This window comes from Jiulongibacter sediminis (assembly GCF_001306455.1).
Lineage (GTDB): Bacteria > Bacteroidota > Bacteroidia > Cytophagales > Spirosomataceae > Jiulongibacter > Jiulongibacter sediminis.
On record NZ_LGTQ01000012.1, the window covers coordinates 45,762 to 57,688 of the forward strand.

General features: G+C 40.2%; 12 protein-coding genes. 7 read left to right on the plus strand and 5 right to left on the minus strand.

What is annotated here, in order from left to right; all coding sequences use genetic code 11:
* Positions 1-61 precede the first annotated feature (61 nt).
* Entirely contained in the window at positions 62-823 is a 762-nt protein-coding gene (locus AFM12_RS15080; RefSeq protein WP_055149722.1) for an alpha/beta fold hydrolase, read from the plus strand.
* Positions 820-1,242: a secondary thiamine-phosphate synthase enzyme YjbQ gene (locus AFM12_RS15085; protein ID WP_055149724.1), complete on the plus strand. Its 423-nt coding sequence runs from the start codon at positions 820-822 to the stop codon at positions 1,240-1,242. Before AFM12_RS15080 ends, AFM12_RS15085 begins: the two co-directional genes overlap by 4 nt.
* Before the next feature lie 254 nt (positions 1,243-1,496).
* On the opposite strand, the gene mdh is transcribed toward AFM12_RS15085, so the two are convergent.
* On the minus strand, positions 1,497-2,429 hold the full coding sequence (gene mdh, locus AFM12_RS15095; protein ID WP_216598519.1) for a malate dehydrogenase: 933 nt from the start codon (positions 2,427-2,429) through the stop codon (positions 1,497-1,499).
* Positions 2,430-2,594: 165 nt separating this feature from the next.
* On the opposite strand from mdh, the gene AFM12_RS15100 reads away from it, so the two are divergent.
* The 5 genes from AFM12_RS15100 (at position 2,595) to AFM12_RS15120 (ending at position 7,282) form a co-directional block, all read left to right on the plus strand.
* Positions 2,595-3,029 carry a YkvA family protein gene (locus AFM12_RS15100; RefSeq protein ID WP_055149729.1) on the plus strand — a complete coding sequence of 145 codons (435 nt, stop codon included), beginning with the start codon at positions 2,595-2,597 and terminating at the stop codon, positions 3,027-3,029.
* A gap of 67 nt (positions 3,030-3,096) precedes the next feature.
* Complete coding sequence (locus AFM12_RS15105) at positions 3,097-3,288, plus strand: Sec-independent protein translocase subunit TatA/TatB (protein ID WP_055149731.1); 192 nt, start codon at positions 3,097-3,099, stop codon at positions 3,286-3,288.
* 213 nt (positions 3,289-3,501) lie between these two features.
* On the plus strand, positions 3,502-5,385 hold the full coding sequence (locus tag AFM12_RS15110) for a LysM peptidoglycan-binding domain-containing protein (protein ID WP_055149733.1): 1,884 nt from the start codon (positions 3,502-3,504) through the stop codon (positions 5,383-5,385).
* 57 nt (positions 5,386-5,442) lie between these two features.
* A complete protein-coding gene (locus AFM12_RS15115; protein WP_055149735.1) occupies positions 5,443-6,417 on the plus strand; it encodes a threonine ammonia-lyase in 975 nt (324 codons plus the stop codon).
* Complete coding sequence (locus AFM12_RS15120; protein WP_055149737.1) at positions 6,401-7,282, plus strand: DNA-3-methyladenine glycosylase family protein; 882 nt, start codon at positions 6,401-6,403, stop codon at positions 7,280-7,282. The genes AFM12_RS15115 and AFM12_RS15120 overlap by 17 nt, the downstream gene beginning before the upstream one ends.
* A 139-nt stretch (positions 7,283-7,421) precedes the next feature.
* Here AFM12_RS15120 and AFM12_RS15125 read toward each other — a convergent pair whose 3' ends face one another.
* Genes AFM12_RS15125 through AFM12_RS15140 form a run of 4 tightly spaced genes read right to left on the minus strand, consistent with a single transcriptional unit; the run spans position 7,422 to position 11,922 of the window.
* A complete protein-coding gene (locus tag AFM12_RS15125) occupies positions 7,422-7,895 on the minus strand; it encodes a hypothetical protein (RefSeq protein WP_165492354.1) in 474 nt (157 codons plus the stop codon).
* Positions 7,892-8,344 carry a hypothetical protein gene (locus AFM12_RS15130; RefSeq protein WP_131458396.1) on the minus strand — a complete coding sequence of 151 codons (453 nt, stop codon included), beginning with the start codon at positions 8,342-8,344 and terminating at the stop codon, positions 7,892-7,894. The genes AFM12_RS15125 and AFM12_RS15130 overlap by 4 nt, the downstream gene beginning before the upstream one ends.
* Before the next feature lie 56 nt (positions 8,345-8,400).
* On the minus strand, positions 8,401-11,100 hold the full coding sequence (locus AFM12_RS15135) for a COG1361 family protein (RefSeq protein WP_055149743.1): 2,700 nt from the start codon (positions 11,098-11,100) through the stop codon (positions 8,401-8,403).
* Positions 11,101-11,148: 48 nt separating this feature from the next.
* Positions 11,149-11,922, minus strand: coding sequence for a hypothetical protein (locus AFM12_RS15140; RefSeq protein ID WP_055149745.1), 774 nt, complete (start codon positions 11,920-11,922; stop codon positions 11,149-11,151).
* Positions 11,923-11,927: the final 5 nt, after the last annotated feature.

Genomic DNA, 11,927 nt, shown 5'->3' on the forward strand with positions numbered 1-11,927 from the left:
CATAAACTTTCAAAGTGAATAATTTATTTTTGTAATTCAATAAAAAAATGATGAGCGGCGAATGAATTTGTACTTTAGAAAATTAGGAGATGGGAAACCACTGGTCATATTACACGGCGTATTTGGAAGTAGCGACAACCTCTACACGGTTTCCAAAAAACTGGCAGAAAAAAACCTCGCTGTTTATACTTTAGATGCCCGAAATCATGGGCAGTCGCCCCAAAGTGACGAATTAACCTACGAAGCCATGGCGGCTGACCTTGACGAATTTCTAACGAAAGAGGATATAGAAAATCCGGTCATTATGGGTCACTCAATGGGTGGTAAAACGGTGATGCAATACGCACAGCATTATAATAATTTTGAAAAACTGATCATTGTCGATATCGCTCCCCGCTTTTACCCGACACATCATGATCATATCATTGCGGGCCTTAACGCCATTCCGATTAATGAAATCAATAACAGAAAGGAGGCCGAAGAAATTTTCGAGGAATACGTCCCTAGTTTTGCCGAAAGACAGTTTATTCTCAAAAATATTTACAGAACCGATGATGGTAATTATGCCTGGCGGATTAATGTGCCGGTAATTTCCGAAAATATCCATGAGGTGGGTTCTGAAATTATCAGCGACAGGCTCATTGAAAAACCAGTATTATTCATCCGTGGTGGCGAGTCCTCTTATATTACAGATGCCGATTTTAAATCCATTCAAAAAGGATATCCGAATGCAGAAATGGTAACCATTGAGGGAGCAAACCACTGGGTGCATGCCACCAAACCGACGGAGTTTATCAAAGCTGTCGAGGACTTTGTACTATGAAAGTCTTTCAAAAAGAAATAAGACTTCGGGGAATGCGACGAGGCTTTCATCTAATCACGGATGAAATTCTCGGAAGCTTTCCTGAGATTAAAGAGATAAAGGCTGGCCTTTTGCAGGTTTTCATCAAACATACCTCCGCCTCACTAACCCTGAACGAAAACTGGGACCCGACCGTAAGAGGTGATTTTGAAAGGCATATTAATGTTATGGTTCCTGAAAATGCTCCTTATTATGAGCATAATTATGAAGGCTCTGATGACATGCCAGCTCATATCAAAGCTTCCCTTTTTGGTAGTTCCATTCAGATTCCAATAACCAATGGCAAACTGAATACCGGAACCTGGCAAGGCATTTACCTTTGCGAACATCGGAATTCAGACTCCGGGCGTAGGCTGGTTTTAACGGCATGGGGAGTTTAGAGTACTGAGGGTTTCACGGCTGGGTTGAAACCCGGACCTTAGTATTACTGACGATGCTACACATCTAATAGTAAAGGGTCATAGACCTGGCCTCATATAGTAAAAGCCGGTTTTTAACCGGCTTGTGAAAACTGAGAACATAAAATTGTGTCAGAGGCACTGGACATACGACCAGGTAAGGCCAAAGAAAAGTGGCTGTCCCAAAACCTGAGACAGCCACTTTCAATATTGAATTTCTCTGAAAAAAAGATCCCTTAAGACAGAGCCTCATTCATTTTTCTCACTGCTGCAGCAGAAGCTTCAAAAGCTGCTTTTTCTTCATTGCTTAAACGAACATTGATGATTTTCTGCCATCCGCCTTTTCCGATAACTACCGGCACACCGATACAAATATCTTTCTGACCGTACTCACCGTTTAGATAAACACAAGAAGGGATAATTTTCTTTTCGTCTCTAAGAATAGCTTCCACTACCTGACAAATAGCCGCACCCGGAGCATACCATGCTGATGTACCTAATAAACCAGTAAGTGTAGCACCGCCAACCATTGTCTTTTGTTTTACCTCTTCAAGACTGTCGGCGTTAATAAAGCGACTCACCGGAATACCATTCCATGTAGCCAGTCGTGTTAAAGGAATCATTGTGGTGTCACCATGACCACCGATTACCATACCACTAATATCGTTTTGGGAAACACCCATAGCTTCTCCAAGTCTGTAACGGAAACGAGATGAATCCAATGCTCCACCCATACCGATTACACGCTTTTTATTGATACCCATTTCTTTAGCAATCTGATAAGTCAGATAAGTCATGGTATCCATAGGGTTAGAAACAATAACGATTACTGCTTTAGGAGAAACTGCTAAGGCATTGGTCACTACAGTTCTAACGATACCTGCATTAATACCAATTAATTCTTCACGGGTCATACCAGGTTTACGCGGAATACCAGATGTCACCACAATCACATCAGACTTTGCTGTTTTTTCATAGTCATTTGTGGAACCTGTGATGGTCGTATCAAAGCCTTCCAGAGAAGACGTCTGCATAAGATCCATCGCCTTACCTTCTGCATAGCCTTCTTTGATATCCAACAAAACGACTTCATCGGCCACCTCTCTTCGTGCTATAACGTCAGCAGCTGTAGAACCTACTGCACCAGCACCTATTACCGTTACTTTCATTATTTTTATCTTTTTAAACTGTAAGTCAGGGAAATTCCTGTTTGCGGAGCAAAATTATCGGCCTTAAAGGCTTTAGCCAAACACTTTGCCGCCTATTTTCAATAAAAACTGCCTGAAAGCGTAATTTTTTATTAATTGCGGGTGTTTCAAATAAAAGTCTAAGAAATGTCAAATCAGAGCTGGAACGAAGATATGCTCAAAAGGGTACTAAAGTCCGTTTTTTTCAAAAACTCTATGGGCAAGGCGGGCCGTATTTCAAGAAACGCCGGCAGCCTTCTGGCTCTTTTGAAAAATGCTCTCAACAAAACACAAGAATTAGGGGTAGGTGGAGCTTTTGACAGCATTCGCGAAAAGGTGGTTACCCTTGGTAAACTACTGAAAGCTTATGCCAGCGGACAATACCGGGACATTGAACTCAAAAATTTGATCATCATGATCGCCAGTCTGGTCTATTTTCTGTCGCCGATTGATCTGGTGCCCGATTTTTTACCATTACTTGGCTATGCCGATGACATCGCACTTCTTACCTACGTTTTACGTTCTGTGGCTGAAGAGGTCGAAAAATTCGAGCTTTGGGAAATGAATAAAGATTTGAATTGAGAATCTAACAGGCTTTGATTTAATTTCTTTTTCTTACCTTTGTTTTTACTATTTAATTAAGAAAATCATGGAGTTATTATTTCTAGGAAATCTGGGTGGTACTGAGATATTTGTAATCCTTTTCGTCATTTTATTGTTCTTCGGAGCTAAGAAATTGCCAGAATTGGCAAGAGGTTTAGGGAAAGGCATCAAAGAATTTAAAGATGCTACCAATGACGTAAAAGAAAACATTGAAAAAGCAGCGAAAGGAGACGATTAATCAATCCTCTTTCTCTGGAGAGAAAAGCAGCGGTATCTTCGGGTATTGCTGCTTTTTTTTGACTTCTTTGAAAAATACAATTAGATACTCTACTAAATATGTACTTGTATGCGTTAAAAATGTAAAAAGCCTTTAAATTTTCAGGAAGTCCCTTTACATTTGAAAATAAGCTTTCTTAATAATTGCTCCATTAAATTAATCGTGACACCAAACATGCCAAAATTGTCTTTCTCTAAACTGCTGATTGTCCCTTTTTTATTCGTTTCTGCAGGTCTGATCGCTCAAGATTCAAACAATAACGTCAAGGAGGTAGAAGCCCTCGTGATCGGTAAAAACCCTCAACGAATTGTCACCGTTCAAAAGGCAGATAGTCTATCGGATGATTCTCAGAAAACAGCAGCTTCCGGGATAGTCAAAAAGCAACCCATCCGGAAAGACTCGGCCGTTATCTTCCCGGGGTCCATAGAAGTGACTGACATCAGGGATAATGTCAAATTCCATATCATCCCGGCCTCTGATGAGGTAATTGAGCAGCGTATACGTGGTTTAGAGAACCAAATGCCTATGCCCTATAACGAGCATGTGAAGAAATACGTGGATTACTTTCTTTACAAAAGACCGAATTTTGTAAAGCAGATGTTGGAAAGAAAAGAGTTCTATTTTCCGGTTTTTGAGAAATACCTGGCCAAGCATAATATCCCGGATGAGATGAAATATCTGGCTCTTCTGGAGTCAGGTCTAAACCCTAACGCAGTATCCAGAGCTAAAGCCGTAGGCATGTGGCAGTTTATGTCGTATACAGGTAAAGAGTACGGTCTGAAAATCAACGATTACATGGACGAAAGACGCCATGTAGAAAAATCAACTGACGCCTCATTCAGATACCTAACCAAACTATACAGTTGGTTTGACGATTGGGAGCTTGCTCTCGCTTCATACAATACCGGTCCGGGCCGAATAAGAAGAGCTATTAGAAAATCCGGCAAAACTGATTATTGGGCTTTGCATAACTACATTCACCCGGACACCAGAGCTTATGTGCCGCAATGGGAAGCTTTAAACTATCTGATGAATTACTCGGCTGAGCACGGTATCTATCCTGATTATGCCAAAACACTTTACCCAATGGAAACAGAGAATCTGCTTCTTGACGGACCGCTTAACCTTGTCACTTTCGCTCAGTTGAATTATTTGGATTTTGAGACCCTCCAGCTTCTCAACCCTCACCTTCTGAAGCATGAATTACCCGGTTATGCCAAAAACGTTGAAATTAAGATACCTACCTTAAATTACGTGTATTTTGAAAATAACCGTGAATGCGTTCTTGATTCAGCCTGCGTTTTAAGTTCACCTTCAACCGATGTTATCGCACTTGAAGACGACAAGGGTCATTATCATTTTGAGTATAAAGATATTAAACATTACTACAGTGTAAGATCAGGCGATTATCTGGGAAAAATTGCGGAAAGGTATGGAGTTGGCGTTAGCGATCTAAAACGTTGGAATGGACTACGTTCAAACACCATTATGAAAGGGCAGCGACTAGCCTATTATAAACGAGAAAGCATTAAAGTTTACGATGCTTATCATGAAACCAAGAAAGAAACCGTGGTGGCCAAGGCGGAGCCTAAAAACACAAAGCCTGCCACTGAAACCCGTTCAAACGTTAAGGTTACGGGTGAGAAAAATACAGCTTTAGAAAGCACCAGTTCAGCTCCGGCAGAGCGTCCTTTTCACTATGAAAAGAAAACTGTAGTACGTTATCATTCCATAAGAAACGGTGAAAACCTGACTACAATAGCCCGCAAATACGGAACTTCAGTTAAGGATTTAATGAAGCTGAATAATATCGCCTCTGCTAACAAAATCATGAGAGGTCAGCGATTAAAATACGAAACCACTGTTTCTGAGAAGGTTTATGACAAAGTGGCTTCAGAAGAAGATGGAAATACATTTATCGTGTATACTGTTCAAAGTGGGGATACGCTTTGGAACATATCTCAACGCCATGGATTGACCATCAGTGAAATCAAAAAGATCAATGGAATGACTTCAAACAGTATTCATGTGGGTCAGAAAATTAAGCTGAAAGGATAAGGTTACATAAAATCGAGTCGATAAATTAGGGCAACGTTAATTCGCTGCCCTTTTTTTATGTTTAAGGAACCCACTAAGCAAGAAATAGATCAAACACACGAACTGATCAAACCTTTCATACACAAAACCCGGCTGGTCAGGTCTGAAGAGCTGAACGAGTTATTAGATTGCGAAATATGGTTGAAATGTGAAAACGAACAAGTAGCTAGTGCCTTTAAAACACGGGGAGCACTGAATGCGGTGCTTAGAGTGTCTGAGGACGAAGCTTCTTCTGGCCTGGTAACACACTCTTCCGGTAATCATGCTCAGTCGCTCGCTTATGTGGGCAAAATGAAGCAGATAAAAACTTACGTGGTTATGCCAGAAACCGCTCCAAAACTGAAAGTAGAGAAGGTAAAGTCTCTTGGAGCCGAACTAACATTCTGCCAAAACACCCCTGAGGCTCGTCAGGCAGCCGCCGATAAGATTATGAGAGAAACGGGAACCACCTTCATTCATCCATTTGACAATCATCAGGTGATTTGCGGCCAGGCTACGGTGGTAAAAGAAATACTCGAAGAGCTACCGGAAACTGAGATTGTTATTCCTCCTGTAGGTGGTGGTGGCCTATTGAGTGGAAGTGGACTTTCTGCCGGGTTTTATTCTGAAAAGTGTTTGGTTTTTGCAGCCGAGCCTGAAGGTGCGGCTGATGCCGTAAAGTCGTTTTCAACAGGAAAGGTGGAGAAGGCTGATTATGTCAAAACGTTTGCAGACGGTCTTCAGACTCACCTAAGTAAGAGAACTTTGCAACTGATTCGTAAATCCGTAGAAGACGTACTTCTGGCAAAAGAAGCCAGTATTCCCAAAGCAATGGAACTGGTTAAAACCTTTTTTGACATGTACATTGAGCCTTCCGCTGCAGTTCCATTGGCTATGCTAATGGATCATAAGGAAATATTCTCAGGCAAAAAAGTCGTTCTAATTATTACCGGAGGAAATATTGAGCCAAGTGAGGCTGAAGAATTAATGCAATTAGATGACGCTGAAAATTGACCTGCCAAAAGACTTCAACAAAGAGCTTCTTTTTCAATATTTAAGAAGATCTTCTGATGAAATCAGTTTTAGTCTGGAAGGTGAATCAGTTTTCAAGCTTTTCTTTTTTGCTACTAAAGTTGTGCTTTGCAAAATTGATTTCAATGAACGTCAAATCAGTGTTGACTTTTTAAAAAGCAATCCTAACACTCAGGAAAAAGAAGACATTGAAAACTATATCAGAGACTGGTTTGACCTCGATACCAACCTGAGTGCTTTTCAGGAAATGGCTGCTAACGATTTTATTCTGAGGCCACTTTTAAAACAATTCCCCAATCTCAGAATCGTAAAATCGCCAGACCTGTTTGAAGCATTAAGCTGGAGCATAATCGGCCAACAGATCAATCTAACTTTTGCATACCAGTGTAAAAGGAGGCTTGTTAAATACTGTAATCGAAGCATAGAATTTGAAGATAAGACCTATTACGCATTCCCAACCCCTGAGCAAGTATTCCATATGGAAGATCAGGTTTATACCGATCTAAAGTTTTCTCGGCAAAAGGTCAGATATCTCAGAAAAGTTGCTGAAGCTTTTATCCATAATGAACTCTCTAAAAAAGAACTACAATCTCTCAGTTTCACAGAAGCTGAAGCCAGGCTTACCGCACTTAAAGGTATTGGAAAATGGAGTGCAAATTACGCTCTGATGCGTTGCCTAGGTTTCAGAGAGGCCTTCCCTATTGCCGACGTAGGACTACACAATGCCCTCAAAAAACACCTGAATTTAGACCATAAACCAAACCTTTCAGAAATCGGCGAATGGGCTAAAAACTGGAAAGGCTGGGAAGCCTATGCTACTTTTTATTTGTGGCATTCCTTATTATAAAAAGTAACTCTACACCTTTTCAGAACAAAAATTAAGGTTATCCCCAAAACGTCTCGAAATAGAGCTAACATACCTCTAGCCATTTTGGCTCAGGGCTTTGCTTTACTCTTCGGTCCAAAGTAGTTTCATCGAAAAAAGACTAGTTTGTAATTGTGTAAACCACCGTCGTTGTATGGTTTTTGACTTCCATAGTCACACTCATCCCCTTTAACCTATATTGCAACGGAATGTTATTATAGTTTTTACCTCCACCGACACTTACAAACAAAAAGGGCTGGGGACTGTTTCCAATAGGCAGAAAGGTCAAACCACCGGTCGGTATGATATTGGGATTACCCGTACCAGTACCCGTCCGTTGCACCGAAAGTTCAAGATTAGGATCCCAGTCGATATCAATTTTATGAACCGAAACTGTATATGTCCCATTGTTCAGATCCTTTAAATCAAGCAATGTTTGATTAGATTGAGAAAACAGGTCCTCATCATAATCCCTTCCGGCTTGAGAAATTAAAGTTGCGTCAAGTACAGTTTGCCAGCCAGAATTGACTGAGAGTGATTGAGCTCCTGCAATGGCCGGGAACATTATAGAAATATATAATAGGAAATTTCTCAATTGTCAATCATCGTAAAAAGTACTGTTAACGTTTTACTTTCACTTCTCAGGACAGTAAAATCTGAAACTGATAAAGAATAACTCAGATTGTATCCGTTATTAACTCCTTCACCTGTATATGCACCTCCTATATTATCAATTATTGTCTGAGGGCTACCATTTAAAACAACTTGTCCTGAAGAACTACCCAGAGTTCCTGCACCCGTGCCGGAATACGATAAAGCGGTCAGTGTTAAATCAAGACCATTAATAGCACCTCCAGATAATTCAGCCCTAACGCTTCGGGATACCCCCGGAAGGACAGCCGAACTGAAGTTTATCCATTTACTATTATTGGTACTTACCTGAACAGACTCTCCGGCATCAGACGGGTTATTTACAGAGAGGTCAAAAGCACTGCTGTTAGGTTCAATATCCATGATCGCCACCGACTGTAAATTTAAATTCACCTGGACGTTTTGTCCAAAACATGCGACAGATATCAATATGAACGAAAGCGTTAATCTCACCTCTTACTAGATGAAAGTTTAAATTCCTGTCCGGTAAAACGTACCTTTCTCTGAACCATATTCAGTGTAAAACTGGCCATTTCTGTTTTATCGGGTTCCACCTTAATTTTAACAATATTGTTCGGGATCTCATATTCAGATTGAGAACCCGGCATATATACTTCCAAGGTCCAGTCTCCGGGCTTTACTTCCCCAAAATTAAATGTATTTCTACGATTTACACGGGTGACAAACTCTTCCTCTCCATTGGATAACTTGGCTAATATGAGAATATCTTCTCCTTTTTCTGATTCGTCAAAATTGTATTTTTCCTGAAGCCTGTAGGCAATTTCACCTTTCACACTTCCGGTTTTCACCAGCTCCACGTCAAAAACCATTGTCGTATCTGCTTTTATATCAACTAACAAAGGGCCACTTGATACTGTTTTCACACCTTCCAGCTCAAAAGTAGATGGAATGCTCAAGATATATTTTTCGGGAAGAATATTATTAAACTCAAAAGCCCCGCTCCCGTCAGATAAAACTTTGTAAGGACCCAATTGGAGTAAAACTCCTTTTTTCTGAAGGTCATCATTAAGACCAATAAGTCTTCCTTTCAAGTGACCTATGTTTTTATTTTTGGCCACCGGGGCGTCAATTCTGAAAGCATATTTCATGGAGAAAAAGGTTGAGAATCTACTTTCTGAAAATGAAATCGGAATGTAGGTTTTACCGGCTACTACAGAAAGTTGATGCTTCCTGAAATCAAAGACCAGACTTCCATTGGTAAACCTTCGGCTTTGATATAACTGATCAGGCGTATAATTATTTCTGTACATCCCGTTCAGGCTTATTACGTTATTCACATTTAGCCTTACATTCCCGCCAAAATAGATCAGGTTTTGCAGTTCATTTTGCTGAGAGAATTTACTGGTATGCATATACTCAAAATAGCCCCCTAGCCAGAACCACGATGTTATCCCAAATTCGGGAGCAACAGACGTATTAAATGAAGCAGTTTTTTCGGCAAAATCTTCTTTCAAAAGGTTATTCACATATCCCATCCTCCCCGAAGAGGTTAGTGTAAACCGCGAAGAAGTATAGGTATAGGTTAGATTCCAGAAACTCTCTTTATAATGATAGCTCGCCGGAACCTGACGGTCTTCCCTCTCCTGCTGTGTGAGGTTAAAGAAGAACTGATTCTTCTGATTGGGCATATAACTCAGATAGACCATTTTAACCTTACTCAACGGCGAAGTCACAAAAACGTTAAGATCAAGACTAGGGTTAATGTTTGAGTTATTGGTATTTACTCCAGCACTTAAATGACTATTGAACTGATAATTTACAGAATTCAAAAGGAACCGGCTGTTTGTATAATAACCGTAGTAATTTTTACCCGCCTGAATAAATTCATTTCGCAATCTGAGTTTACCAAGTGAATAACTTAAACGGTTATAAATGGCACCGTCAATTTTAGCATTTGCATTGCCCATACTGGCTTCAGTAAATGACTCGAGTCCCTTATATTCAAACTTACCTGAAATACCGATCAGGTTTGACCAGAAACTTTTTTCACCCTGGACCAGGTTTTTTGACATATATCGCAAGCTCAGCTCATTGCCTCCTTTTAAAACTTTAGTATAGCCAAGCCCAAAAGACCCTTTTTGACTTTTAATAAATCTGGCATTTTGAATAAAAGCTACCCAACGGTCTTCACCAATTCTTTGTTCAAATTTCAACCCTCTACCGAATCGCCCAAACTCAAGAAGTTGCCCAAAGCGTAGCAAGTAGTCTCCGGCATCAATTTTATTTTTCTTGCTCTCATAGCTCAGAGAGTATTGATCATAGCTTCCAAGTTGAGGTAAATGAATGTTATTTGGCCCGCGAAGCAAAAAAATCACATGATGTTTTTTGTCAAAATCCAGATATCCATTTCCTGAAATATTGAACTGCACCGAATTAAACCGTTGCTCTCCAAATGTGGAATTCAAATATTCAAGTCCCGCATTAATGGGTAATCTAAGATAGGGGTCAGCTTTTTTTGAATTATTAGAGTAAACCGGAATAGAAACTACACTATAAACCGGTTTTCTCCCTTCTATTTCTGCCGTTAAATCCACGGGAACCATCCAGCTTGACCTTTCTGAATAAGGTACATACTGCCTGACAAGAATTTCTGATGATGAATTTGGGGCGATAAAAAGAGTATCTCTACTATTGAGGACCTCACCTTTAGAAGAATGCAACAGTATCTTTTCGGTGGTATTTCCCAGATTTTGAATCAGAAATGGAGTAATCAAGGTGTCTCCTTCCTTTACCCATTCTTTCGAGTCCAATGGTTCCATTTCTAACTGAAAATGCTCTTTCACAGTCAAAGTGGCATTACTAGCCAGATATTCTTCGCCAATTCTCACAGAAAATCTTATCGGGTATTCTCCACTCAAGGTTTCTTTGGGAGTGGAGATCGTGAACATATACCTTTTTCCCCTTGTTCGTTCAAAAATCTTTTCAGAGAGTATTTTCCAATTCAGTGGTAAAACCAGCTGATGCTTTGCTTCAGAAGATAGTGAGCTATTCAGATCAAAAAAAAGAGTGGCGTGGGCACCAGGGCTAATACTCGAATGCTCTTTCACCAGTTGGAGAGCATCAATATTCTGGGCACTGGTAGTGAAGACCACCAGAATAAGAACCACTATTTTGACGAAAGCTTTCAAGAAGTTGGTTGTAGTGTAGTGATTTAAAGTTGTAATCCTTGGAGAGCCTTAAATCTCCAGAGAAATGTTGGACGCAAAAAGATCTTTACCATTATCCATTACCAAAACGGCTTCATAGGTTCCTTTTTGGAGGTTTTCAAGGACAAGCTTGTAATCTGAACACATTCTTGGGTATACTCTTCTACTAAGCCCCTTGATGGTGGAGATTTGCTCGCCGTCTTCATTGTAGACCTCAAGATAGAGTCTTACTTTCTCAGAAAAAGCCCCATTGTTTTGAACGATCACATCAAGTGAAGGTGTTTCGGAATTTTCCATTTGAATATCTGCTACAGACAAATTCGATTCTTCATTGAAACCGATATCTGCGACGACCTGAATCCCGTATCGTACGATGGAATTTACAGAGACTCCATTGGATTGTTTTTCAGTGTACGGGTCTGTGCCCTCCACCATGATCATCGACCAATATGAACCTGTTTCAGCGTTTTCCGGCGTTTGAATTTTATAGAAGAAGGTAAATTCTTCACCGGCATCAAGCACTTTTTCTTCAATGGTCATACTTAACCAATCTTCAAGGGAGTACTTAAAATCCTCGTGTAGAATGTATGAACTGTTTTGACCGCATTGGGTGATCAAATCCATTTTGTAAATCAGAATCTTCGTGGATTTCGCAGACTCATTTTTTACGATGATTTTACCCGTATCTTCCCCTCCTTTTGTTATGCCATGAACATGGGTCAAACCATTTTTAATAACAATAGACGCTAAACCTGAGTGAGTAGCAAAAAGACTGAAGGCGATTAGAACGAAGATTTTTTTCATTAGAG